The organism is Sphingomicrobium marinum (genome assembly GCF_026157105.1).
GTDB lineage: Bacteria > Pseudomonadota > Alphaproteobacteria > Sphingomonadales > Sphingomonadaceae > Sphingomicrobium > Sphingomicrobium marinum.
Window position 1 is genome coordinate 1022361 of sequence record NZ_JANPVQ010000001.1, and the last position, 25365, is coordinate 1047725.

Sequence of the window (25365 nt, forward strand, 5' to 3'; positions counted from 1 at the left end):
TTCACCATCGCTGGACGCCTCAAGGCCTTTGGCTTCGCGCTGAAAGGGCTCGCCGCGCTCTGGCAGGGTGAACCGACGACGCGTTTTCATGCCGTCGGGAGCATCGCGGCGATCGCTGCCGGTTGGTGGCTCGGGCTCGAACGCTGGGAATGGGCCTTCGTCGTCACGATGATCGGGCTCGTCTGGTTCGCCGAAGCCGTCAACACGTCGCTCGAGCGGCTCGCCGATGCGGTCACGCTGGAACATCATCCGCTCATCGGTCTATCGAAGGATGTCGCCTCCGCTGCGGTGCTGATCATCAGCATCACGGCACTATTGACGGGGCTGATCGTTTTCGGACCGTATCTTTGGACAATTTCCGGAAACTGAGCATTTGGACAGCGAAAGCCCGCAACTGACAGGATGGCGCCGCTGGCTGCAGCGGGTCATTGCGGTGCTCGCGATCGTCCTGGCCATCGCCGCCGTGCTGCCCTTCTGGCAGGTCGATCATTGGTGGGTGCGCGTCCTCGATTTCCCTCGGCTACAGCTCGGGCTTGCCGGTCTGGTGCTGCTCTTGCTGCTGGCGCTGCTTGCGGCCCGCTATCGGGGGCGGCGGTTCCTGCTAATTGGTAGCACGCTGGCGGCTGCCAGCCTGTTCCAGCTCAGCCATGTCCTGCCCTACTTCGCCCCCATGCCCAAAAGCGTGCGGGACATGGGCGCGCGCTGCGACGGCCAGACGGTGACCCTTCTCGGCCTCAACGTGCTGATGGACAATCGCGATTATGCGCGATCGCTGGCGCTAATCGAAGCCGTGGACGCCGATATCGTGCTGCTGACCGAGATGGATGCCGCATGGGAAGGAGCAATGGCACCGCTAGACGGCCGCTATCCGCACCGTCTGGGCCGCGCGCTCCCCAACAGATATGGAATGCATCTCTATTCCAAGCTGCCGTTCGAGGGGCAATTGCTGGCACGGCTCCAGCCCAATATCCCCTCGATCCGGGCGCAAATGCGACTGGCGAACGGCGAGACGTTTGCATTGCACGGGGTGCATCCCGAGCCACCGCACCCGGGCGAAGATAGCGGCGAGCGGGATGCCGAGCTGGTGCTGGTCGGGCGCGAGGTGCGCGAAGATGGCGGCGCAGCAATCGTATTCGGCGACCTCAACGATGTCGCCTGGTCGGAAACCAGCCAATTGTTCCTCGAGGTCAGCGGCATGAGCGATCCACGCGAAGGTCGGCGGCTGATGCCGACCTTTCATGCCGATTACCCCTTCATGCGCTGGCCGCTCGATCACCTGTTCGCGAGCGAGCATTGGGCGCTCGCCAGCATGGAGCGGCTCGACGACGTCGGGTCGGACCATTTCCCGGTCCATTTCACCCTTTGCCTCCGGCACGATCCCGAGCGCCGGCTGGTAACGCCGCAAGCCGACGCGGATACCGAAGCCAAGGCGAATGAACAGCTTGGCGAAGGACTCGAAGAAGCGCGCTCGGGCGATGGCGAAAACTAGGGCTGACCAACTTCTCGTCGACCGCGGGCTGGTGGAGAGCCGGTCCAAGGGGCAAGCGCTGATCCTTGCCGGCAAGGTTTTCTCGGGCGAGCGGAAGGTCCTCAAGGCCGGTGAGCAGCTTGCCGCGGATGCGCCGCTCGAAGTACGCGGGCCCGATCATCCCTGGGTCAGCAGGGGCGGGATCAAGCTCGATCACGGACTAACGGAATTCGGTTTCGACGTCGCGGGCAAGGTGGGGCTCGATGTCGGATCGTCTACCGGCGGATTTACCGACGTGCTGCTCACGCGCGGTGCACGCATGGTCTTCGCTATCGATGTCGGAACCAATCAGCTGGCCTGGAAACTGCGCGATGACGATCGCGTGATCGTCCACGAAAAGACCAATGCGCGGACTCTCACCACCAAGACCGTTACCGAGGCGCCGCAGATCGTCGTGTGCGACGCGAGCTTCATTGCTTTGCACAAAGTGCTCGACGCGGCGCTCGATCTGGCAGCGCCCGGTGCCGAGCTGGTCGCGCTGGTCAAACCGCAATTCGAGGCAGGGCGCGAAGAAGTCGGCAAAGGGGGCGTGGTGCGCGACCCTGCGGTGCACGAACGTGTTTGCCGCGAAGCAACCGACTGGGTCACGTCCAAAGGCTGGACAGTGCTTGGCGTGGAACGAAGCCCAATCACTGGGCCTGAAGGCAACGTGGAATTCTTGCTTGGAGCACGAAAGGAATAGGCATGACAGTCACACGCGATGATCGCGGCATCTGGAAGAAGGCGCTCTGGCTGGTGCCGTTGATCGTGATTGGCGGGAGCCTTTCGGGCATCGGCTTCGGACCGGACGAGTGGTATCAGCAGCTTCAGAAGCCTTCCTTCCAACCGCCTTCCTACCTGTTCGGCATCGTCTGGCCCGCGCTCTACACGATGATGGCATTGGCGCTGGCAACGGTGCTCAACGAGCCAGAAACTCCGGAACGGCGAACCGCGATCATCCTGTTTATTGTGCAACTGATGCTGAATTTCGCGTGGTCGTACGTCTTTTTCGGCGCCCGCGCGATCGAGTTTGCGAGCTGGCATCTGGCGGCGATCCTGCTGGTGGCAGCGCTGACGGCGGGCAAATTCTATCGCATCCGCCCCCTAGCGGGCTGGCTGATGGTACCTTATCTTGCATGGCTGACATTTGCGTTCGTCCTCAATCGGACGATCGTCGCATTGAACCCGGGGGCGGGTGCACCGCTCTTCGGCTAGGAGGAAAACAGTTATGCAGAGCCAGAACCGCGTGCTCGACGATATCGTCAAGATGGTCAACGGCGCCGCCGGCACCTTTGCGGGCATGGGCCGTGAGGCCGAAGCGAACATGCGCGAAAAAGTGCGTGAATGGGTCGGCGGCATGGACTTCGTAAGCCGCGAGGAATTCGAGGCGGTCAAGGAAATGGCGATCAAGGCGCGCGAGGAGAATGAAGAGCTCAAGGCGCGTCTCGAAGCGATGGCGGCAACCAGAAAACCAGCCGCGAAGAAAGGCACAGCCAGGAAGTCGTGACCGAGGAATTCGACGCGGCGGGAAGCGAAGAGGGTCCTGCCGTTGACATGTACGAAGCCTATTTCGAAGCGCGCGGCTGGGCCTTCGAACGCCTCAACGACGGCGAAGTCGTCGGCTCGGCGCAAGGAAGCTGGGCGCAATATGAAATGCGCGCCGTCTATCGTCCCGAAGATGGCGTCATCCAGTTCCTCGCCTTCCCCGATATCAAAGTGACCGAAGAAAAGCGAAGCGCGGTGCATGAAGCGCTCGGGCTGATCAACGAGCAGCTCTGGCTTGGTCATTTCGAATTCTGGAGCCAGGCGGGGATTATCGTCTTCCGGCAGGCAAGCCTGGTCGACCAGAGCGGAACCATTACGCTGGCCGAAGCCGAGACCACCAGCGAAGCGGCGCTCGAAGAATGCGAGCGTTTTTACCCGGTCTTCCAGTTCGTGCTGTGGGGCGGGAAGAGCCCCAGCGAAGCCATCGCCGCAGCGCTGATCGACACGCAGGGCGAGGCCTGATGCTGCCAGAGACAAGTTGGTTCGTGGGCTGCGGCAACATGGGCGGCGCAATGGTCGAAGGCTGGCGCAAGGCCGGCGTCGACCTGTCCGGCATGACTGCGGTTAGCCCCTCCGGGCGCGATATCCCGGGGCTCAGGGTGGTGACCTCCATTCCGGACGGTGAACCCAAGTGGTGCTTCCTCGGCTTCAAGCCGCAGATGATCGACGCGGTCGTGCCCGATCTCGAGCCGCATGTCGGCAGCGATACCGTGCTGTTGTCCATTCTTGCAGGCGTGGAACTGGACAGCCTGCGCGCGAAGTTTCCGCGCACCAAGGCAGTGGTGCGATTGATGCCCAACCTGCCGGTCAGCGAGGGCGAAGGGGTGACGGCGTTGCTTAGCGATGACGCCGATGCCGCGACGCGCGGCGCGATCCAGGCACTGCACGAAAAGCTTGGGTTCGCGCCATGGTGCAAGAGCGATGACGAATTGGTGCTGATGAGCGCGATCGCGGGATCCGGTCCGGCTTATGTGGCGCGTTTTGTCGATGCATTCGCGGTGGTCGGCCGCGAATTGGGTCTCGATAAAGACGTGGCGGACAAGCTGGCCTTGGAAACGGTCGCGGGCACCGGCCTCATGGCGCGAAAGTCGGGGGGGGGCATGCGCGATCTTGCGAAGCGTGTCGCCAGTCCCGGGGGCACAACGGAGGCCGGCCTTAAGGTGCTCGATGCTGATGACGGGATCGTCGCGATGGTGCGCGAGGTCGTGGCGGCCGCGCGGCGGCGCTCCGATGAAATGGCGGCCGCCGCGCGCGATTGACCGCGCCCGCGCGCTGGCCTAGGCCACGCCCAAATCAAAAATGAAGAAAAACGCTTTGGAGAGTGTGTCTTGCAGCCTTTCGATGATCGCGATGGTCTTATCTGGTTTGACGGGGAGTTGATCCCGTGGCGCGATGCCAATGTCCACATGCTCACCCATGCAATGCATTACGCGTCGAGCGTATTCGAAGGGCAGCGTGCCTATAACGGCGAAATCTTCCGGCTGACCGATCATTCGAAGCGGCTCAAAAGGTCAGCGGAAATCCTCGACATGGAAATCCCTTATACGGTCGAGGAGATCGACCAGGCCTGCCGCGATGTCCTCAAAGCCAACGACTTGACCGATGCCTACATGCGTCCGCTGGCATGGCGTGGTTCGGAGCAGATGGGCGTTTCGGCCCAGAACGCCAAGATTCACCTCGCTATCGCGGCGTGGGAATGGGGCAAGTATTTCGACGAGGAAAAGGCCGAAAAAGGGATTCGCCTCGACATCGCGCCCTATCGTCGTCCCGCGCCGCATACAGCGCCGGTGCACTCGAAAGCCGCAGGGCTGTACATGATCTGCACCATCTCGCGGCACCAGGCGCAGGCCAAGGGCTATGACGATGCGTTGATGTTCGATTGGGAAGGGCGCGTCGCCGAAGCGACCGGTGCCAACGCCTTTTTCGTCAGGGACGGAAAGCTCTACACGCCCATCGCGGACGTCTTCCTCAACGGCATTACGCGCCAGACGGTGATCGAATTGGCCAAGAAGCGCGGCATCGAAGTGATCGAGAAGCGTATCTGGCCAGAAGAATTGGATGATTTCGAGGAGTTCTTCCTCACCGGCAGCGCCGCCGAGGTGACGTTCGTAGCCGAGGCGGGTCCATGGCGTTTCACTCCGGGCGATATCTCGCGCCGGATGCGCCAGGATTATGACGATCTCGTCAACCAACGTACGGTAAACTGTTGATTTACCGTAACGGTTTGGTCTTTGCGATGAATCTGGTGTAAGCGCTTCGCGTGGACCGTCGGAACCGATCCGGCGGAAGAGGCGAGTGTGGATATTGTCGCAGCAGAACGACGCCCTTGGCGTAACGCACGGTGATGGACCCAGGCCGAGAAAGGCCGAGCGACAGATCAGCCTGAATGACATATTCAGTCTGAGGCGGCCGCGGGATTTGATGATGCAGGCCGTGCGCGCGCAGCAGATCGATACGATCCTGCGCCTCGCACCGGTGACCATCGCAATCCAGCTATTGTGCGGCGCAGTCCTGCTCGCGGCCTTGTCCTCCAGTGTCGATAGCCGCGAACTGCTGGCCTGGTTCGTCGTAGCCGGCGCCATCTGTGCGGTGCGTGTCGGACGCGCCTGGAGGCTTCGAAGCGATGCCGAATATGAAAGCCGTGCTCCTGCCACCTTCTTGTCGGCGACCCTGACGGTCGGTTTGCTTTCGGTTTTCTGGCTGGTCCCGCCGATCCTGTGGTTCGATGATGCCACTTCATCTTCGCAGCTGCTGATGGCCGTGGTCAGCGCGGTGCTGGTAAGCGCGGGATCGTTGACCTTTATCAGCGTGCCGCCCGCAGCGTTGGCCTACGTCACGGTGACGCTCGCCAGCACGCTCATCATCGCTTTGAAGCTTGAAAACATGCCGATGGCGGCGCTGACTATTGTCTACGGCCTTGCCGTCATCATTGCGATCATCGCTTCGGCGCGACAGTTTATCGCCAAGACGCGCGCCTCCATCGCGCTCGAAGAGCAAAGCGAAATCATCACGATATTGCGCGAGTTCGAAGCGTCCGGCTCGGGCGGGCTCTGGGAGCTCGACCATCAGATGCGCCTCGTCAAGTTGAGCGAGGATCTGGCCAGCCAGATCGGTGCGAGCGCATCGAGCCTGATCGGCATACAGGTGCGCAGCCTGCTCGACCCGCTTAACCGTGTCACCGATCTTTCGAGCGGGATGCAGGACCTGTTCCGGCACCTGCACGAAGGTACGCCGTTTCGAGACATTGCGATCCCGGGTGTCCGCACCGACCGCTGGTGGGCGGTCAGCGGGCGCCCAACCCGTGATAGTGGTGGCCGTGTTATCGGCTGGCGCGGGGTCGCATCGGACATCACCGATGTCCGCCTCACCGGTATCGATAGCGTCCGCGAGGCGCGGCGCGACCCGCTGACCGGCATCGCTAACCGGCTATTGCTGCGCGAACTGCTTGAGGAAATGATCCTCGAAAACCTCGATGACGCCGATCGCGGGGCGCTGCTGATGGTCGACCTGGATCGATTCAAACTGGTCAATGACACGATGGGGCACGCCATTGGAGATCGCTTGTTGTGCGAAGTGGCCAGGCGTTTCGAAGACGTAGTAGGCGATGAAGGGCATGTCGGCCGCTTGGGCGGCGACGAATTCGCCGTGGTCTGGCACGGCTCCAATGACGAGGAGACGTTGCGCGGTCTCGCTGGGCGTCTGATCGAGGAAGTCTCACGCAGCTTCAAGGTCGGCGGGGCAACGCTCAATATCGGCGCGACCGTCGGCATCGCGGCAGGCGGGCGTGATGGCAAGCGCGAAAGCAATCTGATGCGTGCAGCCGATCTTGCGCTCTACCAGGCCAAGCGCAGCGGTCGCGGCAAATATGCCTTCTTTACCCAGAAGATGCTGACGGCCGCGGAAGATTCGCGCCTTCTTGAAAACGACGTGCGCGATGCGCTGACCAAGCGCACCATGCACATCGCCTATCAGCGGATAGTCGATAGCAAGACGCACGAGACGGTTTGCCGTGAAAGCTTGCTGCGATGGGACCATCCCACGCGCGGCTCGATTTCGCCGCAGAAATTCATTCCGATCATCGAGGATGTCGGCCTGATCCATCAGATTGGTGCGTGGGTATTGCAGCGCGCCTGCAAGGAAGCGATGAGCTGGCCGGACAAGGCCCGGGTGGCTGTGAACGTGTCGGCAGCCCAATTGGAAGGCGAAGGCCTTGAAGAGGTTGTGCGCGAGGCGCTCGAAAGCAGTGGGCTCGATCCCGACCGGCTCGAACTTGAAGTGACGGAATCGATATTCATCGGTGAAGACGCCGACATGCTGGATTCGCTCGAACGGCTGCGCAAGCTGGGCGTTCGCCTGGTGCTCGACGATTTCGGCAAGGGTTATAGTTCGCTTGGCTATCTGAGCCGCGCGCATTTTTCCAAGATCAAAATCGACAAGGATTTCGTCCACGGCGCGGCGCGCGGCGAGCGGGATCGGCTGGCGATCGTGCAGGCCATCCTGGCGCTTTCCGAAGGACTTGGCATCGAAACGACCGCAGAAGGTGTCGAGACCGAACAGGAGATCGACATGCTGACGGCGATGGGCGTGACCCAGCTACAGGGATACTATTTCGGGCGACCCGAAAGCATCGAGCCGGACAGCGTGCCCGAGCGGCGATTGGTCCGCCAAAAGGCGAGCTGACGACCCTCTTTTCATCGCGGCGAAGTTGGCTATAAGCGCGGCTCGATCACCTGCTGGGGTGTAGCCAAGTGGTAAGGCACCGGTTTTTGGTACCGGCATGCGCAGGTTCGAATCCTGCCACCCCAGCCACTTCCCGCGACAAGGCGAAGGCAGCGATCGCTCTACCGGACATATTCGCAAAGTGGGGATGTTGGGCGCCGCGTGTCGGGAACGGCAAAGGCCAAGAGGGAAGCATATTCGCCGGCCGAAGGTGGCAGCATCGCAGCGCCCGCAATCCGACATGCACTTGTCGGCCAATCGCCGTAAGCTAGACCTTATGTCGTAGCGGTCATGCCAAGGCGGTCGCGCGCTTTTTCAATCATCTCCCGGTAGCGCGAATCTTCGCGCAGCGGATCCATGTCGGGATCGGCATCGCAATGCGTCACCATCGAAGGTGCGCAATTCGCGAAAACGTGGTCGAGAATATTGAGCGCGGCATCCTTGTCCTGCAGGTACATCACCTCCGCACAAGCGAGATTATACTGCATAGTCATGTTGTCGGGATCGAGCATATGCGCGCGCTGGATCCATTCTTTGGCACGCTCGCGCTCTCCCAACACGGCCAAAGCGCACGCGCCATAGCCCAGCGCCGCGCTGTTGGAGGGGTCTTCCTTGAAAGCCTTTTCGGCGCGCTCCTGCACCATTCCTGCGGCACGTTTGAGCCCTTCATCGTCCCCGATCGCCTGGTAACACGTCGTCAACATGCCAGCGTCGCGATAGTCGGTATCGTTCATCGACGCGGCCTTGTCGAAGAAGGGGATGGCTTCTTTCAACTGCTTGTTCCGGAAGAGCAGGAACGCTTTTACCTGGTTGGCTTCAAAATTTTCGGGGTCGCTCTCCAGCGCCTTGTCCACCTCACTCAGGGCCTCATCGAAGTTACCGTCAGCGTTGTGGAGAATGGCCTTCACGACATGCGCTTCGGCGAGCCCCGGCTGGAGTTGCAATGCCTTTTCCGTGGCGGGCAAGGGATCGACTTCGACGTCGAAATTTTCGCGCAGCTCGGCCTGGGCGTGCGCCATTAGCGCCCATGCTTTTGCATATTCGGGGTCGATGGTGACCGCTTGCTGGCAGATGCGCACGATCACTTCTTCACGCCGCTTGTCGCCATCATTGCCGCTGATGCGCTGCTGGCGGGCCATGAGATACAGGTTGTAGGCTTCCGAGCTCGACGTGCCGCGGGTCTCGATCGCCTTCTTTTCCTGCGGTAGGAGCTGAACCCGCAGCGCATTGACGATGGCTTTCGAGATTTCGTCCTGGATGGCAAAAATGTCGTCGAGCTCTCGGTCGTAGCGATCCGCCCAGACATGGTCGCCATATTTGCCGTCGATCAGCTGCGCATTGATGCGCACGCGCCCGCCGGCCTTGCGCACGCTTCCTTCAAGGACATGACTGACGCCCAGTTGCTGGGCGATCTGTTTGACGTCGATGCCTTTGCCCTTGAACGAAAAGGCCGTGTTGCGCGCGATGACCGACAAGGCGGAGACCTTGCTAAGATCGGTGATGATATCTTCGCTGATACCATCGGAGAAATATTCCTGTTCGGCATCGCCGGACATGTTGGTGAAAGGCAGGACACATACTGCGAGACGGTCGGCACGGGCGCCGGCCGTGGTATCGCGAGCGTCGTCGCCGGCGCGGCCCGCCAGAACCGCCACGCTGCTTTCCACCTTGATCCATCCGGCAGCCGAGCGATCGCCCATCCAGCCTTTCAGGTCGGCACATTGAATCTGGTTGAAGGGCAAGGGAGGAGTGGATCCGTCTACCGACAATTGCACCAATGTTCCGGCCTCGCGGGCGGCATCGGCTTCGGCACGAACCCACTGCGACCGCGCGGCATCGTCCGACCAGATGACGACGACGGCCTTGGCCGCACGAAGGCGCTCTTCGATGACCTCGCTATAGGAACGGTGCGCAGGTAGTTCGTCGTCGCGCCAGACCGTGTATCCGGCCTCACGCATGGCGTCGGCGAGCATTTTCGCAATTGGCTCGTTTGGACGAGCGTAGCTGATGAAAATGTCCGACATTTGGCCCCTTGCCGTAAGATACGGAGAGCTTTTACCTTGTGTCGGACAGTCGACGCAAGGCAGAGAAATAACGCGGGTTAAATTTCAGATGCCCGCTTCGACTGCGATGCGCACGAGTTCCGCGCTCGAGCCGAGGCCGAGTTTCTCCATCGCCAGGCCGCGATGCATCTTCACGGTCTTTTCCGACAGGCCGAGTTCGTAGGCGATCTGTTTGTTCCTCAGGCCATCGGCGACCATTTTCATGACTTCGTACTGGCGCGGGCTGAGCGTCTTGACCATCTCGGCCGCTTCGATCCGTCGTTTCATCGTCGGACCGGAAATCTCTTCCTCAAGTTCGACCTGGCTGCCGACGAAGTAGAGCAACTCGTCTTCCTCGTCATAAATGGGCGCGACGAGCACCGCATTACGAAACGGCGTGCCGTCCTTCTTGTAGTTGAGGATCTCCACCAGCACGGGCTTATGATCGCGTACGCCTTCACGGATGCGTTCGGTCAACCATGGCTCGGTTTCGGGGCCAGCGAGGAACCGGCAGTTGCGCCCGAGAATCTCGTCTTCGCTATAGCCGGTGAGCTCGATGAAGGGCTTGTTGACCGAAACGATCGGATTGTCGGGCAGCCGCGGGTTGGAAATTACCGAAGCGATCGGGCTGTGGCGGATGAGCGCGTCGACCCAGTCGGGCGCGCTCACCTCTGACGGCGGCACGCTCGGTGCAGGCGCCTCTTGGGCGCCGATCGGCTCGAAGTCGCTTCCCATAACGGCAATATTCATATCGCCATTACGCTCGAAGAACGCAAATGTTTCCGTTGCGGAACAGGACGGAGGGCCCCATTCTGCCCTCATGACAGGTCCGCTATCCGGCGTGAGAATCATCGAATTGGCAGGCATCGGCCCCGGGCCGTTCGCTGCCATGATGCTGGCCGATCACGGCGCCGAGGTCATTCGCATTGAGAAGGACGGCCTGCTGCATTTGCCGGGAGATCCGCAATATCGCGGCCGCCGCGGGATCAAGCTGGACCTGAAGCGCGAGGTGGCGCGCGCGGCATTTCTCAAGCTGGTCGCGACCGCCGATGCATTGATCGATCCCTACCGCCCCGGAAAGCTCGAGGCGCTGGGACTGGGGCCCGGGGCGCTACATGCGGTCAATCCCGCGCTCGTCATCGGGCGCGTTACCGGTTGGGGGCAGCATGGTCCGATGGCCCAGCGCGCCGGTCATGATATCAATTATCTGGCCATTTCCGGGCTGTTGCATGGCATGGGGGAGGCTGGCGGACGCCCGCTGCCGCCGTCCAATCTCGTTGCAGACTACGGCGCCGGCGCGATGATGCTGGCGTTCGCGATGGCCGCGTCGCTGCGCGAGGTCGCAGCAGGCACGGAGAAGGGGCGGGTCATCGACTGCGCGATGAGCGAAGAATCGGCCTTGCTCGGCACCTTTCTGTATTCGCTGCACAATGCAGGCCTGCTGCACGACCAGCGAGAGGCCGGGCTGCTCGACGGCGGGTCAGGCCTGTATGGGACCTACGAGACCGCCGATGGCAAATGGCTGGCGGTCGGCGCGATGGAACCACAATTTCGTGCGCGGCTGCTCGACGGGCTGGGGCTGGCGGGGGACGAGCGGTTCGAAGACACGCTCGACGATGCCCACTGGCCCGCGCAAAAACATGTCATCGCCGAAACGATCGCGTCGCGCCCGCTGCAGCATTGGCTCGACTTGTTCGAGGATGTCGATGCCTGCGTGACGCCTGTCCTGACAAAGGGAGAGGCGCCGTCGCATCCGCATAATGTCGCGCGGTGGACGTTCTACGAACATGAAATGGGGCCGATGCCCGCGCCGGCACCGCGCTATGGCAAGGCGCCATTACGGCCCGCGCAAGACGGCGAGGGCGGCGCAGCGCTTCTGCGCGAGCTTGGGTATGATGGGGCGGCGATTGCCGACATCTTGGGAGAGGCCGAATGAACCCGCTCTACGAGGCGATGTCGGTCAGCGTGTTCGAACGCATGAGCCGCGCCGCTGCCCAACATGACGCCGTGAACCTGGGCCAGGGCTTTCCCGACTTCGGATGGCCCGAGCCGGTGCTCGAAAAAGCTGCCGCGGCGCTGCAGGGTTACAACCAGTACGCACCGTCGCGCGGCTTGCCCGTCCTGCGGCAGGCGATTGCCGATCATTACCGGCGCCATTTCGGGCAGGAACTGAGTCCGGACCATATCACGGTCACGAGCGGTGCGACCGAAGCGCTGGGCGCTGCCATTCTTGCCGCAGGGTCGCCCGGCGACGAGGTCATCCTCTTCGCGCCGGCTTATGATTGCTATGCGCCGATGGTGCGCAGGGCCGGCGGCACGCCCGTCGAGGTAAAGCTGGCAGCGCCTGAATTTGTGCTCGACACCGATGCCATCGCGCACGCCGTGAGCGACAAGACGCGCGCGATCATCCTCACCAATCCGCACAATCCGACCGGGCGGCTCTATCGCACCTCCGAACTACAGGTGATTGCGGATATCGCGGTCGCGCATGATTTGATCGTGATATCCGACGAAGTGTGGGAACATCTGTTGCTCGACGGGCAGCAATTCGTTCCGCTGGCCACGCTTCCCGGCATGGCGGAGCGCACGATCAAGACGGGTTCGGCCGGCAAGATTTTCTCGCTCACCGGCTGGAAGATCGGGTGGATCGTCGCCGATCCCGCGCTGGGCGAGGTCGTGGCGCGGGCGCACCAGTTCCTTACCTTCTCCAGCGCGCCCAATCTTCAGGAGGCGGTCGCCTTCGGGCTCGGACAAGACCAGTGGATTGCACCGATGCAGCAGCGCTTTGCGCGGGCGCGAGACCGGCTGACCAACGGGCTCGAATATGCCGGCTATAGTGTGATCCGTCCTGAAGCGACCTATTTCCTGGCTGTCGATCTGGCTGCCTCGGGGATTGATGCCGACGATGAAGCCTTCGCCATGCGAGCCGTCAAAGAAGCGGGCGTCGCCGTCGTGCCGATGTCGGCCTTTACCGAAGTCGGACCGGAGACGCATCTGGTACGCCTTTGCTTCGCCAAACAGGATGCGACCATCGATGCCGGTATCGAAGCCATGGGCCGAGCCCGCAATCTATTGGCGTAAGCCGCAAAGATGTCCGATAAGGGCAGACAATGACCCAAGCGCCGCGGCGAAGCCAACTAGAGGCGAAGTGTTTCCCATTCCTGCATCCAGTCGCGCTGCCAGTCCGGTAGCGCGGCGGCGTCCAATGGTCTGCCGATGCGGTAGCCCTGCGCCAGGTCGCACCCCAAAGCCTTCATGAGCGAGAGCTGGGCGTCATTCTCGATGCCCTCGGCAGTGGCGGACAAGCCGAGCCCGTGCGCCAGACCGATCATCGCTTCGACAATGACGCGGCTGTCCATCGAGCGCTCCGCATCGCGCACGAAGAAACGGTCGATCTTGAGCTCGGTAAAGGGCAGCATCCGCAGCAATTTGAGCGTCGAGTAGCCGGTGCCGAAATCGTCGATGGCGAGCCCGATCCCCTTGATGCGAAACCGGGTCAGCGTATCCATCAGGTTGATCAGCGTCTGCGTCGAGCCTTCGGTAAGCTCGAGCACGAGACAGGAGGCTGGCACGCCATATTCTGCGGTCTTGGCTTCGACGAGATCGGGGAAGTCGAGCGCCTCAAGACTGCGCGCCGAGATATTGAAGGCAAGTTCGCATTCGATGCCCTGGTCGGTCCACTCGCGCCATTGGCGGAAAGCCGTGTCGAGACCCCAGCGGGTGAGGCTGTCGATCAGCCCGTTTTCTTCGGCCAGCGGGATAAAACGATCGGGGCCGATTGTGCCATGAACCTCATCGTCCCAGCGGATCAGCGCTTCCACCCGGCGTAATTTGCCGTCCGACAGGCTGACTTTGGGTTGGTAGCAATAGCGCAGCGCATCGGTGCCGATGGCCGCTTCGAGGCGGTCGAGCAGCGCGTCGTCGTTCAAAGTCTCTCGCGTACCTGGGCGAGCAGCAATTCAACGTCTTCGAGCCTGGTTGGCTTGCCCAGTGGGCCGATCATGTCGAGGCCCAGCTCTTCGCCGAGGCGAAAGGCGCTGTCGAGCACCCGGCGATCGAAACCAGAAATGATCAGGATGGGCTGGGAAGCGTTTTCATCCGCAAGAAAACGCAGCAGTTCGACACCGTCCATGCCGGGCATGCCTAGGTCGATCGCCACCATTTGGGGCGGTTCGGCACGAAAACGAGCGCGGAAATCTTCATGATCCTTGGCGATGACGGGTTCGAATTCGCTGATCCGCGCGGCGTCGGCAATAAAGGCGGCCAGCGCCGGCTCGTCATCGATCAACAAGATGTGGGGCTTCTTGCCCGTGTCGCTTCCCATATAGCCGCGGACAATAATCGTCCCTTCCGCAATGGCCAGCAAAAAAGGTCAATGGAAACGGGATTTTAACCCCTGGAGCCCTATGGCTGGCAGTCTGTAGGTCTTTCGTGGGGAGAACGCCATGTTGCGCTCGTTCATTGGTCGCAAGAAAGCCCGCCCTTTCGGGCAGGATAATATCGCCTTTGAATCGACGCTGTTCACGCTGTCGACGGACGTGCCGCGCCCGATGGAGCGCCGCGTCGACGAACGCGTCATGCCGATGCTGCGCGTCGCCAAGGTGACCCCAAAGGACGGCGGGGAAGTGCTGGTACGGGTGCGCAACCTGTCGGCCGGCGGCCTTATGGCCGAACTCTCCCAGAACCTCGAAGTCGGCACTGAAGTCAGTGTCGAGATCAACAGCCAGAACATCCCGTCGACCGTCGTGTGGACGCGCGATGGGTGCGCCGGGTTCAAGTTCGAGCAGAATATCGACCTTGGCGAGATGCTTGCGGGGCGCAAGCCGCGCCATGGTCATCGCCCGCGGCCGCCGCGCCTCAGGGTCGATTGCAAGGCCAACCTCAAGGTGGGCAGCACCTATTATAGCGTCGGGGTGAAGGACATCTCGCTGGGCGGCATCAAGGTCGAGCCGGTGGACGACTATTGCCTCGGCGAGAAAGTCGTCATCGTCGTCGAGAGCCTCAAGCCGATCAAGGGCGAGGTTCGCTGGTACAGCGATCGCAAGGCCGGAATCGTGTTCGATAAGCCGCTCGAATTTGGCGAACTCGCCGAATGGATCGGCAAGCGTCTCGAAATGGCCAGCCTCAAGGCCAGCGTAAAACGCCCGACACCGCCCAAGGGCTAGGGCTTTAAGCCAGCGCAATTCATCCTATCTCGAGCCCATAGGTTTCGAGAAGGAAAAGTCATGGCCAAGCAGGTGGCGGTCCTCGCCAACGGATGTTTCTGGTGCACCGAGGCGGTGTTCCTCGATGTCGTCGGCGTCGAGAAGGTCGAAAGCGGCTACACGGGCGGCGACGTCATCAATCCCAGCTATCGGCAGGTGTGCGGCGGCGATACCGGGCATGCCGAAGCGGTCCGCATCGAATTCGATGACAGCGCCATCAGCTATGACGATTTGCTCGACATCTTCTTTGCGACGCACGATCCGACCCAGCTCAACCGGCAGGGCAACGACATCGGTACCCAGTATCGCAGCGCGATCTTCCCGCAGGACGTTGGCCAGCGCGACGCGGCGCTCGGTGCGATCGAGCGCGCCAATGCCGAGCATGGCGGCCGCGTGGTGACGACCATCGAAGAAAAGGCCGAATGGTATCCGGCCGAGCGGGAACATCACGACTATTATGCGCGCAATGGCAGCAGCAATCCCTACTGCATGGCGATCATTTCGCCCAAGCTTCGCAAGTTCCGCAAGAGTTTCCAGGACAAGCTGAAAAACGGCGTCGAGGCCTAGTCGCGCGGTGCCGCCGCCCGGTGAAGGCGATCGCGGATGGCGGCGGCGAGGCCATCGCCCGGGATCGGTGCGACCGCAATACGCGGCTCGGGCGCTGCGTCGGCTTCGTGAAGCGCGGCAAACAGCCGCGCCGCGGCCGTCACCGGATCCTTGCCTAGCGTAATCTGCCCTTCAACATCGCCATAACCGATCAGCAATTCGCCATCCTGCGCCGAGGTTGCATCAAGCCGTAGCGGCTTGGATGGCGCATAATGGCTCGAAAGTTGGCCTGGTGCTTCGATCCTGCTGCCATCGGCTTCGACAGCTCCGTCGATCTCTACAGGTCCGCGCCGAAGTAGCCGAAGTTCGTCGCCGGTGGCAGCCACAATTGTCGATTCGATGCCGCGCTTGGCAGGGCCGCCGTCGAGCACCAGCGGTATTCGGCCATCGAGGCTTTTGGCGACATGGGCGGCCAGCGTCGGACTTATCTGTCCCGAGGCGTTGGCGGACGGCGCCGCAAGCGGGCCGACCGCTTCGACCAGCGCACGCATCACCGGATGAGCGGGGCAACGGATCGCAATACTATCGAGCCCCGCAGTAACGATGTCGGCAATGCCATTGTCGGCGCGCGCCGGCACCACCAGCGTCAGCGGGCCGGGCCAGTGGGCCTCGGCAAGTGCTATGGCGTCGAGCGAGAAATGACCCAGCGTCTGCGCCATCTCCAGGTCGGTGACATGCACGATCAGCGGATTGAAGCTGGGGCGGCCCTTGGCGGCGTAGATCCGTGCCACCGCTTCCGCGTTCCGTGCATCGGCGGCAAGACCGTAGACCGTCTCGGTCGGCACGGCGACGGGCATACCGTCCGCCAGCAGCAAGGCGGCGGCCGAAATGGCATCTGCGGTGGCAGGCCGGACTTCGGTACTGGTTGTCGCGCTCATCGCGGCTGGGCTATGGCCCTCACAAAGCCTGCTTACAAGGGATTCTCATGAGCTATTCCACACCTGTCGCCGACCAGAAAGCGGTCCTCACCCACATTGTCGGCATGGCCGAACTTGCCAAGCACGACCGTTTCGCAAGCGCGGACGAGGACACGGTCGACGCGGTGCTCGAAGGCGCGGCGCAGTTTTCGGAAGGCGAATTCCTGCCGCTCAACCGCAGCGGTGACGAGCAGGGCGCGAAGCTGAAGGACGGCGTTGTCACCACGCCCGATGGTTTCAAGGAAGCGTATCGCGAATTCATCGAAGGCGGCTGGATGACCCTGTCGGCGCCTGAAAAGTGGGGCGGGCAAGCCTTGCCGCTAAGCCTGTCGGCGGCGCTGATGGAAGACCTGAACGCGACAAACCTCGCCTTCGCCTTATGTCCCATGCTCAGCTTCGGCGCGATCGAAAGCCTGCTGGTGCATGGCGACGATGAATTGCGCGAGCGCTATCTCGAGAAGATCGTGTCGGGCGAGTGGCCCGCGACGATGAACCTGACCGAGCCGCAAGCGGGCAGCGATGTCGGCGCGCTCACCACCAAGGCCGAACCCAACGAAGACGGCACCTGGCGGATCAGCGGTCAGAAAATCTACATCACCTATGGCGAGCATGATCTTGCCGAAAACATCATCCACCTCGTGCTGGCGCGCACGCCCAGTGCACCGGAGGGCACTCGCGGCATTTCGCTGTTTCTCGTGCCCAAGATCCTTCCCGATGGCAGCCGCAACGACCTCGTTTGCGCGGGGCTGGAAGAAAAGCTGGGCATCCACGCGTCGCCCACCTGCGTCATGCGCTTTGGCGAAAAAGATGGCGCGATCGGCTGGATGATCGGCCCCGAAAATAGCGGCATGCGCGCGATGTTCACGATGATGAACAATGCCCGGCTCAACGTGGCGCTGCAGGGCGTGGGCATCGCCGAACGCGCCACCCAGCGCGCGGTGCACTACGCGCTCGAGCGAAAGCAGGGCTTTCGTGAGGGCCAGAGCGTCACGATCAGCGAGCATGCCGACGTGCGGCGCATGTTGATGCGCATGCGCGCATTGACGATGGGTGCGCGGGCGCTGACCTATTACGCCTTCGGCTGCCTTGACCGCGCCGAGATCGGCGAAGAAGCCATGGGTCTCCGCGCCGAGGTCCTGACCCCGATGGCCAAAGCCTGGGGCACCGATGTCGGCTGCGAGGTCGCGTCGCTCGGCGTCCAGGTGCATGGCGGCATGGGCTATGTCGAGGAAACGGGCGCGGCGCAGCATTTGCGCGACGCCCGAATCGCGCCGATCTACGAAGGCACCAACGGCATCCAGGCCGCCGATCTGGTCGGGCGCAAGCTGGGGCTCGACGGCGGGCTCGCTTTTGACGGGCTGGTCGCGGATATCCGGGCCGACGTGCGCGACGAGCGGCTGATTGCGCTGACCGACCTGGTCGAGGAAACCGCCTCGATGCTGCGCGAGGCCGGCGGCGATCACAAAGCTGCAGGTGCCTATCCGTTCCTCACCATGTGCTCGGTCCTGGTGGCTGGCTGGCTGCTCGAAAAGCTGGCGCTGGCGATGGATGCCCCCGCGCGGACCAAGGCGGCCAGCGAGTTTTTCAACAGCGTGAACGTGCCCGAAGCCTTCGCGCAGGGCGCGGCTGCCGGGATGGGCGCGGACATTCTCTATGCGGTGGAGGCCGAAGCGCTCGCTTAGGCTTTGACTTTATCCAGCAAGTCAGTCGGCTGTATGCCGAGCCTATGCATGCGCGCTTCGATGGCGGGCCATTCCTCGGCGAGAAAGTGATCGCGCTCGCTGGCCTTCAGTTTGGCGCGCGCGCCCGCGGCCACGAACATGCCGACGCCGCGTTTCACCGTAACTAGGCCGTCATCCTGGAAGCCCTGGTATGCCTTGGCCACCGTCAGAGGGTTGGCGCCCTGTTCAGCGGCAAGCGCGCGGACCGAGGGCAGGGGATCGCCGTCGCCATAGCGGCCGGCGAGAATCGCATCGGCAATGACTTCGCGGATGCGAACGTAAACAGGTTTGTCGGGAGCGTTTCTTAGCGTCATACCGCCTTAATACAGCACAGCGCAGCGCGATGCAACCTAGACGGCGGGCGGGCACCAGCGCGTGACGATCTCGTCCATGTCCGGGCGCTCGCGTTCTTCGAGCATGGTTCCCGGGCTGCCGAGGAAGAAGTAGCCGGCTATGCGCTCCCCGTCCTTGCAGAAGGCGCTGATTACCGCAGGTGCGTATGCCTGATCACCCGTGATCCATGCGCCGACATAGCCGTGGGCGTGGGTGGCATGCAGCAGGTTCATGCCCACGGCGCCGGCCGTCAGTTCCTGTTCCCAGACGGGTATCTTGTGATCGCGCGCGGGACTGGAAATCAGGATGACGAGGCCGGGAGCATAATGCGCCTTCGCGCAGACTTTCTCGAGTTTCGTAGCGCGCACTTCGGGATCGATTTCGCGCACCGCAGCGGCAAACAGTTCAGCGAGGCTGTCGCGTTGATCATCATCAACGATTACAAAGCGGTAGGGAACGATCTTTCCATGATCTGGCGTACGCGCGGCCAGCGTGAGGATGGCGTTGAGCTCATCCCTGCTCGGGCCCGGCGCAACCATATCGCGCGGGCGGCCCGAGCGACGGGTTCCCAGATAGGTAAGCAGACTGATGGTATCGTTTAGCATCCTGCCGAGCGTGTCTGACAAGCCACAGAAAAATGCAACATGGCACTTCACACCGGTTCACGAAGCGTTACGGTGCGCGCGTCTTTACAGATATGTGACCGCCGCGAAGGGGATGCGGCGAATTCGGGAGAAGTAATTTATGGCCAATACGGACGCAGTAGCCCCCGCGGGGCTGCCCGATGGCGACAGCGCGGGGACCATTCTCGGTCATCCCAAAGGGCTGTTCGTCCTGTTTTTCGCAGAAATGTGGGAGCGTTTTTCCTACTACGGGATGCGCGCGCTGCTCATTTTCTACCTGACCAAGCACTGGCTGTTCTCGGACGGCGATTCCGGTCTCATCTACGGTGCCTATACCGCGCTCGTGTACATCACGCCGGTGGTGGGCGGCTATCTTGCCGATAAATATATCGGGCAGCGGAAAGCGGTCTTGTTTGGGGCGGTCCTGTTGACGTTGGGCCACTTCTTCATGGCCTTCGAAGGCGAACCGGGGGCCGGCAATGCCGACAATCCGATCATCTACGTTTTCTGGCTCGCGCTGGCGCTGATCATCGTGGGATCGGGCTTCCTCAAAGCCAATATCTCGGTGATGGTGGGACAGCTATATCCGCGCACCGACGTTCGCCGCGATGGTGCCTACACGATCTTCTACATGGGCATTAACCTTGGTGCTGCCATCGGTTCGCTGCTGTGCGGCTATATCGGCGAAACCTATGGCTGGGCGTATGGCTTCGGCCTTGCCGGGATCGGCATGCTGGCCGGCCTGATCGTGTTCATCTGGGGCAAGCCGCTCCTGCTCGGCCGCGGAGAACCGCCCAAGGCGCTCGCCAAGGGACGTGAAATCAGCGTCTACCTGATGGGCCTTCTGCTGGTCGCGATTTGCTGGATCGCTGTACAGAACCAAGACGAAGTCGGTGTCTTCCTGGGGACCTTCGGAGCCGCGCTGGTCAGCTATGTGCTGTCGATCGCCATTTTCCAGATCCCCTACAAGGGATATGCCAATGCGCCCGCGGCAGCCAAATACGCTTTTGCAGCGCTGGCGGCCTTGCTGACCATTTCGATGTTCTTCGTATCGCAAGGCAACGAAAGCTGGCAGTTGCCCGCGCTCATGGGTGCCGGCGGCGTGCTCACCGTGATGGTGCTGCAGATGGTTTCGAAGACCGATCATGATCGCGACCGCATCGTCGCGGCGATGTTCCTGATCACCGTGTCGATCATCTTCTGGGCGCTGTTCGAACAGGCGGGCTCTTCGCTCAACCTGTTCACCGATCGCCACGTCGATCGTGGCGGCGTGCCGGCATCGACCTTCCAGTCGATCAATGCCATTTACATCATCCTGCTGGCGCCGGTCTTTGCGACGCTGTGGACCGTCATGGGTCGCAAGGGCATCGAACCTTCGACCCCCATGAAGTTCGGTCTTGGTGTGGTGCAGGTCGGCCTTGGCTTCCTCGTCCTTGTCTGGGGCGCGGAATCGGTTGGTATTGACGTGCCGACGCCGGTGATCTTCATCTTCCTGATCTACCTTTTGCACACCACCGGTGAGCTTTGCCTCTCGCCAGTGGGCCTTTCGGCGATGAACCGGCTGGCTCCGGCGCAGATCGCATCGCTTATCATGGGCGTGTGGTTCTTTGCCTCGGCCACCGGCAACTTCGCCGCGGGCAAGATCGCACAGGCAACCGGCGCCGAAGGCGTTGGCGAGGAGGCCGGCAAGGCCGTCGTTCTCGACGTTTACGAAACGGTCGGTCTCGTGGCGATGGGTGTCGGCGTAGCAGTGATGGTCGTCAGCCCGCTGCTCAAGAAGCTGATGCACCTCGACACGCTTACCGATGACGGACATCTCGAAGGCGAAGCTGAAGTGCCGGCTGAACCTTCGGCTGCTGGCGTGCATCCGACCAACAAGCCGGCCTGATCCGCCAGCTTGGATGACAAAAGAGGGGCGGCCTTCGGGTCGCCCCTTTTCTTTTGCGTGAAGCGCGGCCATCGTTGCGCCCGACAGACGAACAGGGAGAATCTTCGATGCGGGCTTTGTTGGCGGGTTGCGCGGCGATGGCGTTGAGCGCTTGCGCTTCGATGGGTGATGACGAACCGAAGTCGGCGCCCAAACTGTTCGATCGCAACCCGTACGCGTCGACGTATCAAGCCTATCCCGGCGCACCGACGCTGATCATGAATGCCACCGTCTATGACGGGCTCGGCGGTCGGATCGAGAATGGCGCGGTCTATATCGCCGACGGCAAGATCCAGATGGTCGGCAACGCCGCGTCGATGACCATGCCCGAAGGCGTGCAGACGATCGACGGCAGCGGCATGTGGGTGACGCCCGGCATCATCGATGTGCACTCGCACCTCGGCAATTATCCCAGCCCCGGCGTCCCCGCGCACAGCGACGGCAACGAGGTTACCGGGCCGCAGACCGCCAATGTCTGGACCGAACATTCGATCTGGCCGCAGGATCCCGGCTTCACCCGCGCGCTGGCCAATGGCGGTGTGACCAGCCTGCAGGTGCTCCCGGGAAGCGCCAACCTGTTCGGCGGTCGCTCGGTGACCTTGAAGAACGTGCCCGGCCGCAATGTCATGGAGATGAAGTTTCCGGGCGCGCCGTACGGTCTCAAGATGGCGTGCGGCGAAAACCCCAAGCGCGTTTATGGCAGCCGCGGCGGCCCCGGCTCGCGCATGGCCAATATCGCGATGACCCGCGAGGAATGGATCAAGGCAAAGGCCTATGACCGCGAGTGGGACAAGTACGAAAAGGAAGGTGGCAAGGCACCCAAGCGCGATCTCACCATGGATACGCTGCGCGGCGTGCTCGATGGCGAAATCATCATCCACAACCACTGCTACCGCGCCGATGAGATGAGCATCATGCTTACCATGGCCGAAGAGTTCGGCTACAAGGTGGGCAGCTTCCAGCACGCGGTCGAAGCCTACAAGATCGCCGACCTGCTGGCGAAACACGGCACCTGCGCGGCGATGTGGGCCGATTGGTGGGGCTTCAAGATGGAAAGCTATGACGGCATCCTCGAGAATATCCCTTACGTCCACACCGCGGGCGGGTGCGCGATTACGCATTCGGACGATGCCGACGGCATCCAGCGATTGAACCAGGAGACCGCCAAGGCGCTGGCTGCGGGGCGCCGTCAGGGGCTTGAAATCAGCGATGCCGAAGCGTGGCAATGGCTCAGCGCCAATCCTGCAAAATCGCTCGGCATCTTCGACCAGGTCGGCAGTCTCGAACCCGGCAAGATGGCCGATGTCGTGCTGTGGAACGGTGATCCGCTGAGCATCTACACGCGGCCTTCGAAGGTCTGGATCGACGGCGCGCTGATGTTCGATGCGGCCAACCCGCGATTGCGCCCGGTGACCGATTTCGAGCTCGGGCAACCCGGTGAAGGAGACGTGAAATGAAGAAGCTCCTGCTCGCCGCTGCAGCGCTGATCGCTCCGCCGGCTGCCGCCGAACCCGTTGCAATCACGGGCGGCAAGCTCGTGATCGGTGATGGTTCGGCGCCGATCGACAATGGCGTCGTCGTGATCGACGATGGCCGCGTCATCGCCGTCGGCGGTCCGGATACCGCCATCCCCGCAGGTGCCACAATCGTCGCCGCGCGCGGCAAATGGGTGACGCCCGGCATCGTCGCCAGTTTCTCGCGCATCGGCCTTGCCGAGGTCGACGGCAACGTGGATGCCGCCAACGATACCGACGCCGACGACAGTCCCTATTCGGCCGCGCTCGATATCAGCTGGTCGATCAACCCGGCGGCCGATCCGATCAACGTCAGCCGCGCCGATGGTGTGACGCGCGCGATCATCGCGCCCAACGCCGGCGAGCACATCTTCGCGGGTCGCGGGGCGGTGATCGATACGGGCAACGACTATGATCCGATCACCAGGAAAAACGCGTTCCAGCTGGTCGAGCTTGGCGAACGCGGGACAGGGCTGGCGGGCGGATCGCGCTCGGCGGCGTATTTGACCTTCATCGAGGCGCTCGAAGCGGCGCGGACCGGCGACTTGGCGGCTGGCCCCGATGACAGCCAGTGGACCGAAGCCGACATTCGCGCGCTCGGTCCGGTGGTGCGCGGCGAGGAGAAATTGCTCGTCCACGTCAACCGCTCAATCGACATCATGAATGCGCTCAAGCTGCGCGAGATGTTCCCGCGGCTCGACATGGTGTTGGTCGGCGTCGCCGAAGGCTGGCGCGTGGCACCGGCGATCGCGGCGGCTGGCGTGCCGGTGATTGCCGAACCGCTGCTCAACCGCCCGGGAAGCTTCGAACAGCTTGCCTCGACCCAGTCCAATATCGGGCGGATGCGCGCGGCGGGCATCGAAGTGTCGGCGGCGGTGCTGAGCGACTTTCTCAACCGCAGCGCGCGCAATCAGCGCCAGTTCGCGGGCAACCTCGTCGCCTTGCAGAAAGTACCGGGACACACCGGCGTCAGCTGGGACGAGGCGTTCGCGATGATCAGCTCGAAGCCCGCGCAGATGATCGGACTTGGCGGCGAAATTGGCTCGCTTCAGGCGGGCCGCCGCGCCGACGTGGTGGTGTGGGACGGCGATCCGCTCGAACTGACCAGCGCAGCCGAACAGGTTTGGATCGACGGGGTCGAACAGAGCCTGGTGACGCGCCAGAGCCGCCTTGCGGAGCGCTATCGCAGCCTCGCGCCGTCGAGCCTGCCCAAGGCCTACACCAAGTAGGCGAGGCGGTCGTCGTTATTCTTGACGATCAGTCTTTGGCCATCCTGCGTGCCTGGTAATCCTTGAGCATGGCTTTGAGCTCGGGCGCGAAGATGTAGAGCGCGATCACGTTGGGGATCGCCATCAGGAAGAACGCGCTGTCGACGAAGCTGATGACCGTGCCCAGATCGAGCACCGCGCCGGCAGGGAGCAGGGCAACGAACACGATCTTGTAGATGCTGGTCGAGCCTTTGCTGCTGCCGAACAGATAGCCCCATGCCTGGCTGCCGTAGAACCCCCACGCGCAGATTGTCGAATAGGCAAACAGGATGACCGCTGCTGCGAGGACATAGGGCATCCAGGGCGCAACATTGGCGAAGGCTTGGCTGGTAATGGCGATATCCTCGAGATTGGGATCGAGCCAGGTGCCGGCGACGACCAGCGCAATGCCGCCCAGCGTGCAGATCACGACCGTATCGATGAAGGGTTCGAGCAGCGCGACCATGCCTTCGGAAACCGGCTCCTTCGTTCGCGCATGGACGTGCGCCATGACGGAGGAGCCCGTGCCGGCTTCGGTGGAAAAGACCGCGCGGCGCATGCCGACGACGAAAGCGCCGACCGCGCCGCCGCCCGCCGCTTGGCCGGTGAAGGCATCGGCGATGATGACCATGATAGCTGCCGGAATATCGGCAAAACCGACTGCCAGGATGATGAAGATACCGCCAAGATAGACGAACCCCATCGTCGGCACGATCGCGGCAGTAACGCGGCCGAGCCACCTGGCACTGCCGAAGATGACAATGGCGGCGGCGATAGCGAGAATGATGCCGTAGGCGAGGGCGCTGTCCTGACTGAGATTGAAGGCCGTACTGGCCTGGCTAAAGCTCTGGTTGACCTGGAACATCGGCAGCGCGGCGAACATCGCGAAAAAGGCGTAGAGCCCGCCCATCCATTTTCCGAGCAATGGCTTGCCGCGGGCAGCAAGTCCGTTGCGAAGCGTATACATCGGACCGCCGAGGATGGTGCCGTCAGGCAATTCCTCGCGATACTTCATGCCGAGCGTCACTTCGGAAAATTTGAGCGTCATCGCGAACCAGCCGATGATGAACATCCAGAAGATCGCGCCCGGACCGCCGAGCGCCAAGGCCACCGCGACGCCCGCGATATTGCCCAGGCCCACGGTGCCCGACAGAGCAGTCGACAGCGCCTGGAACTGCGTCATCTCGCCTTCGCCGCCTTCGCGGGCGAACTTGCCGCGGATGGCCCTAATACCCTGGCCCATGCCGCGCAGGTTGATGAAGCCGAGATAGAAGGTGAAAAAAACCATCGGGATGGCCAGCCACACGACGATCAGTCCGATGGACGAGCCGAACATGTCGACTTCGTAAAAGACAGCTTCGCCTAGCCGGTCGATCAGCGACCCGATGAATTCCATATTCCGCTCCCTCCGGATCGCCACAAGTGGGCGAAGCGTAACCGATTACAGCCTCACCGCAAGC

Annotated in this window: 25 protein-coding genes and 1 tRNA gene; 18 read left to right on the forward strand and 8 right to left on the reverse strand. The window is 62.3% G+C overall.

What is annotated here, in order from left to right:
• Window positions 1-39: 39 nt before the first annotated feature.
• The 10 genes from NUX07_RS05260 (at window position 40) to NUX07_RS05305 (ending at window position 7861) form a co-directional block, all read left to right on the forward strand.
• Window positions 40-369 carry a diacylglycerol kinase gene (locus tag NUX07_RS05260; protein ID WP_265530753.1) on the forward strand — a complete coding sequence of 110 codons (330 nt, stop codon included), beginning with the start codon at window positions 40-42 and terminating at the stop codon, window positions 367-369.
• A 4-nt stretch (window positions 370-373) separates the two neighbouring features.
• Window positions 374-1489 carry an endonuclease/exonuclease/phosphatase family protein gene (locus NUX07_RS05265; protein ID WP_265529378.1) on the forward strand — a complete coding sequence of 372 codons (1116 nt, stop codon included), beginning with the start codon at window positions 374-376 and terminating at the stop codon, window positions 1487-1489.
• Window positions 1476-2210, forward strand: a complete 735-nt coding sequence (locus NUX07_RS05270) for a TlyA family RNA methyltransferase (protein ID WP_265529380.1) — start codon at window positions 1476-1478, stop codon at window positions 2208-2210. Before NUX07_RS05265 ends, NUX07_RS05270 begins: the two co-directional genes overlap by 14 nt.
• Window positions 2211-2212: 2 nt before the next feature.
• The gene (locus NUX07_RS05275; RefSeq protein WP_265529382.1) at window positions 2213-2722 is read left to right on the forward strand and encodes a TspO/MBR family protein; all 510 of its coding nucleotides are present in this window, start codon (window positions 2213-2215) and stop codon (window positions 2720-2722) included.
• 13 nt (window positions 2723-2735) lie between these two features.
• A complete protein-coding gene (locus NUX07_RS05280) occupies window positions 2736-3014 on the forward strand; it encodes an accessory factor UbiK family protein (RefSeq protein ID WP_265529384.1) in 279 nt (92 codons plus the stop codon).
• 47 nt (window positions 3015-3061) lie between these two features.
• Window positions 3062-3514 carry a type III secretion system chaperone family protein gene (locus NUX07_RS05285; RefSeq protein ID WP_265530754.1) on the forward strand — a complete coding sequence of 151 codons (453 nt, stop codon included), beginning with the start codon at window positions 3062-3064 and terminating at the stop codon, window positions 3512-3514.
• Complete coding sequence (locus NUX07_RS05290; RefSeq protein ID WP_265529386.1) at window positions 3514-4311, forward strand: pyrroline-5-carboxylate reductase family protein; 798 nt, start codon at window positions 3514-3516, stop codon at window positions 4309-4311. The genes NUX07_RS05285 and NUX07_RS05290 overlap by 1 nt, the downstream gene beginning before the upstream one ends.
• 69 nt (window positions 4312-4380) lie before the next feature.
• Window positions 4381-5262 carry a branched-chain amino acid aminotransferase gene (locus NUX07_RS05295; RefSeq protein ID WP_265529387.1) on the forward strand — a complete coding sequence of 294 codons (882 nt, stop codon included), beginning with the start codon at window positions 4381-4383 and terminating at the stop codon, window positions 5260-5262.
• Window positions 5263-5473: 211 nt separating this feature from the next.
• Window positions 5474-7732, forward strand: a complete 2259-nt coding sequence (locus tag NUX07_RS05300) for a putative bifunctional diguanylate cyclase/phosphodiesterase (RefSeq protein WP_265529389.1) — start codon at window positions 5474-5476, stop codon at window positions 7730-7732.
• Between the two features lie 54 nt (window positions 7733-7786).
• Window positions 7787-7861 (forward strand) — tRNA-Gln (locus NUX07_RS05305).
• A 185-nt stretch (window positions 7862-8046) separates the two neighbouring features.
• Here the strand turns inward: NUX07_RS05305 and NUX07_RS05310 are convergent.
• Both NUX07_RS05310 and NUX07_RS05315 read right to left on the reverse strand, forming a co-directional pair.
• Window positions 8047-9795: a TIR domain-containing protein gene (locus NUX07_RS05310; RefSeq protein WP_265529391.1), complete on the reverse strand. Its 1749-nt coding sequence runs from the start codon at window positions 9793-9795 to the stop codon at window positions 8047-8049.
• A gap of 84 nt (window positions 9796-9879) precedes the next feature.
• Window positions 9880-10557, reverse strand: a complete 678-nt coding sequence (locus NUX07_RS05315; RefSeq protein ID WP_407696162.1) for a LuxR C-terminal-related transcriptional regulator — start codon at window positions 10555-10557, stop codon at window positions 9880-9882.
• 76 nt (window positions 10558-10633) lie between these two features.
• Between NUX07_RS05315 and NUX07_RS05320 the strand changes: the two genes are divergently transcribed.
• Together NUX07_RS05320 and NUX07_RS05325 are read left to right on the forward strand one after the other, a co-directional pair.
• On the forward strand, window positions 10634-11749 hold the full coding sequence (locus tag NUX07_RS05320; RefSeq protein WP_265529394.1) for a CaiB/BaiF CoA transferase family protein: 1116 nt from the start codon (window positions 10634-10636) through the stop codon (window positions 11747-11749).
• The gene (locus NUX07_RS05325) at window positions 11746-12894 is read left to right on the forward strand and encodes an aminotransferase (protein ID WP_265529396.1); all 1149 of its coding nucleotides are present in this window, start codon (window positions 11746-11748) and stop codon (window positions 12892-12894) included. Before NUX07_RS05320 ends, NUX07_RS05325 begins: the two co-directional genes overlap by 4 nt.
• A gap of 56 nt (window positions 12895-12950) precedes the next feature.
• On the opposite strand, the gene NUX07_RS05330 is transcribed toward NUX07_RS05325, so the two are convergent.
• Window positions 12951-13742: an EAL domain-containing protein gene (locus tag NUX07_RS05330; RefSeq protein WP_265529398.1), complete on the reverse strand. Its 792-nt coding sequence runs from the start codon at window positions 13740-13742 to the stop codon at window positions 12951-12953.
• A complete protein-coding gene (locus NUX07_RS05335) occupies window positions 13739-14137 on the reverse strand; it encodes a response regulator (RefSeq protein ID WP_265529401.1) in 399 nt (132 codons plus the stop codon). Before NUX07_RS05335 ends, NUX07_RS05330 begins: the two co-directional genes overlap by 4 nt.
• A gap of 121 nt (window positions 14138-14258) precedes the next feature.
• Here NUX07_RS05335 and NUX07_RS05340 point away from each other — a divergent pair, with 121 nt between their 5' ends.
• Both NUX07_RS05340 and msrA read left to right on the forward strand, forming a co-directional pair.
• Window positions 14259-14978 (forward strand): PilZ domain-containing protein, encoded by a 720-nt coding sequence (locus NUX07_RS05340; protein WP_265529403.1) that lies wholly within the window; start codon window positions 14259-14261, stop codon window positions 14976-14978.
• 60 nt (window positions 14979-15038) lie between these two features.
• Window positions 15039-15584, forward strand: a complete 546-nt coding sequence (msrA, locus tag NUX07_RS05345; protein WP_265529405.1) for a peptide-methionine (S)-S-oxide reductase MsrA — start codon at window positions 15039-15041, stop codon at window positions 15582-15584.
• Here the strand turns inward: msrA and NUX07_RS05350 are convergent.
• Window positions 15581-16501 (reverse strand): L-threonylcarbamoyladenylate synthase, encoded by a 921-nt coding sequence (locus tag NUX07_RS05350; RefSeq protein WP_265529407.1) that lies wholly within the window; start codon window positions 16499-16501, stop codon window positions 15581-15583. The two genes, msrA and NUX07_RS05350, sit on opposite strands and share 4 nt — an antisense overlap.
• A gap of 47 nt (window positions 16502-16548) precedes the next feature.
• On the opposite strand from NUX07_RS05350, the gene NUX07_RS05355 reads away from it, so the two are divergent.
• Window positions 16549-18222: an acyl-CoA dehydrogenase family protein gene (locus NUX07_RS05355; protein ID WP_265529409.1), complete on the forward strand. Its 1674-nt coding sequence runs from the start codon at window positions 16549-16551 to the stop codon at window positions 18220-18222.
• Here NUX07_RS05355 and NUX07_RS05360 read toward each other — a convergent pair.
• Together NUX07_RS05360 and NUX07_RS05365 are read right to left on the reverse strand one after the other, a co-directional pair.
• Entirely contained in the window at window positions 18219-18575 is a 357-nt protein-coding gene (locus NUX07_RS05360) for a GntR family transcriptional regulator (RefSeq protein WP_265529411.1), read from the reverse strand. The genes NUX07_RS05355 and NUX07_RS05360 overlap by 4 nt on opposite strands.
• Before the next feature lie 36 nt (window positions 18576-18611).
• Window positions 18612-19199 (reverse strand): nitroreductase family protein, encoded by a 588-nt coding sequence (locus tag NUX07_RS05365; RefSeq protein WP_265529414.1) that lies wholly within the window; start codon window positions 19197-19199, stop codon window positions 18612-18614.
• 139 nt (window positions 19200-19338) lie between these two features.
• Here NUX07_RS05365 and NUX07_RS05370 point away from each other — a divergent pair, with 139 nt between their 5' ends.
• The 3 genes from NUX07_RS05370 (at window position 19339) to NUX07_RS05380 (ending at window position 23887) form a co-directional block, all read left to right on the forward strand.
• Window positions 19339-21105 carry a peptide MFS transporter gene (locus tag NUX07_RS05370; RefSeq protein WP_265529416.1) on the forward strand — a complete coding sequence of 589 codons (1767 nt, stop codon included), beginning with the start codon at window positions 19339-19341 and terminating at the stop codon, window positions 21103-21105.
• Between the two features lie 161 nt (window positions 21106-21266).
• The gene (locus NUX07_RS05375; RefSeq protein ID WP_265529418.1) at window positions 21267-22601 is read left to right on the forward strand and encodes an amidohydrolase; all 1335 of its coding nucleotides are present in this window, start codon (window positions 21267-21269) and stop codon (window positions 22599-22601) included.
• Window positions 22598-23887, forward strand: coding sequence for an amidohydrolase family protein (locus NUX07_RS05380; RefSeq protein WP_265529420.1), 1290 nt, complete (start codon window positions 22598-22600; stop codon window positions 23885-23887). Before NUX07_RS05375 ends, NUX07_RS05380 begins: the two co-directional genes overlap by 4 nt.
• Window positions 23888-23915: 28 nt before the next feature.
• Here NUX07_RS05380 and NUX07_RS05385 read toward each other — a convergent pair whose 3' ends face one another.
• Window positions 23916-25301: an alanine/glycine:cation symporter family protein gene (locus NUX07_RS05385; protein ID WP_265529421.1), complete on the reverse strand. Its 1386-nt coding sequence runs from the start codon at window positions 25299-25301 to the stop codon at window positions 23916-23918.
• Window positions 25302-25365: the final 64 nt, after the last annotated feature.

Coding starts and splice junctions, on each gene's coding strand:
- NUX07_RS05370 (WP_265529416.1), top strand. CDS start 19,339: ATGGCCAATACGGACGCAGTAGCCCCCGCGGGGCTGCCCGATGGCGAC.
- NUX07_RS05360 (WP_265529411.1), bottom strand. CDS start 18,575: ATGACGCTAAGAAACGCTCCCGACAAACCTGTTTACGTTCGCATCCGC.
- NUX07_RS05290 (WP_265529386.1), top strand. CDS start 3,514: ATGCTGCCAGAGACAAGTTGGTTCGTGGGCTGCGGCAACATGGGCGGC.
- NUX07_RS05310 (WP_265529391.1), bottom strand. CDS start 9,795: ATGTCGGACATTTTCATCAGCTACGCTCGTCCAAACGAGCCAATTGCG.
- NUX07_RS05375 (WP_265529418.1), top strand. CDS start 21,267: ATGGGTGATGACGAACCGAAGTCGGCGCCCAAACTGTTCGATCGCAAC.
- NUX07_RS05270 (WP_265529380.1), top strand. CDS start 1,476: ATGGCGAAAACTAGGGCTGACCAACTTCTCGTCGACCGCGGGCTGGTG.
- NUX07_RS05385 (WP_265529421.1), bottom strand. CDS start 25,301: ATGGAATTCATCGGGTCGCTGATCGACCGGCTAGGCGAAGCTGTCTTT.
- NUX07_RS05320 (WP_265529394.1), top strand. CDS start 10,634: ATGACAGGTCCGCTATCCGGCGTGAGAATCATCGAATTGGCAGGCATC.
- NUX07_RS05280 (WP_265529384.1), top strand. CDS start 2,736: ATGCAGAGCCAGAACCGCGTGCTCGACGATATCGTCAAGATGGTCAAC.
- NUX07_RS05300 (WP_265529389.1), top strand. CDS start 5,474: ATGATGCAGGCCGTGCGCGCGCAGCAGATCGATACGATCCTGCGCCTC.
- msrA (WP_265529405.1), top strand. CDS start 15,039: ATGGCCAAGCAGGTGGCGGTCCTCGCCAACGGATGTTTCTGGTGCACC.
- NUX07_RS05365 (WP_265529414.1), bottom strand. CDS start 19,199: ATGCTAAACGATACCATCAGTCTGCTTACCTATCTGGGAACCCGTCGC.
- NUX07_RS05325 (WP_265529396.1), top strand. CDS start 11,746: ATGAACCCGCTCTACGAGGCGATGTCGGTCAGCGTGTTCGAACGCATG.
- NUX07_RS05275 (WP_265529382.1), top strand. CDS start 2,213: ATGACAGTCACACGCGATGATCGCGGCATCTGGAAGAAGGCGCTCTGG.
- NUX07_RS05350 (WP_265529407.1), bottom strand. CDS start 16,501: ATGAGCGCGACAACCAGTACCGAAGTCCGGCCTGCCACCGCAGATGCC.
- NUX07_RS05355 (WP_265529409.1), top strand. CDS start 16,549: ATGAGCTATTCCACACCTGTCGCCGACCAGAAAGCGGTCCTCACCCAC.
- NUX07_RS05380 (WP_265529420.1), top strand. CDS start 22,598: ATGAAGAAGCTCCTGCTCGCCGCTGCAGCGCTGATCGCTCCGCCGGCT.
- NUX07_RS05335 (WP_265529401.1), bottom strand. CDS start 14,137: ATGGGAAGCGACACGGGCAAGAAGCCCCACATCTTGTTGATCGATGAC.
- NUX07_RS05340 (WP_265529403.1), top strand. CDS start 14,259: ATGTTGCGCTCGTTCATTGGTCGCAAGAAAGCCCGCCCTTTCGGGCAG.
- NUX07_RS05285 (WP_265530754.1), top strand. CDS start 3,062: ATGTACGAAGCCTATTTCGAAGCGCGCGGCTGGGCCTTCGAACGCCTC.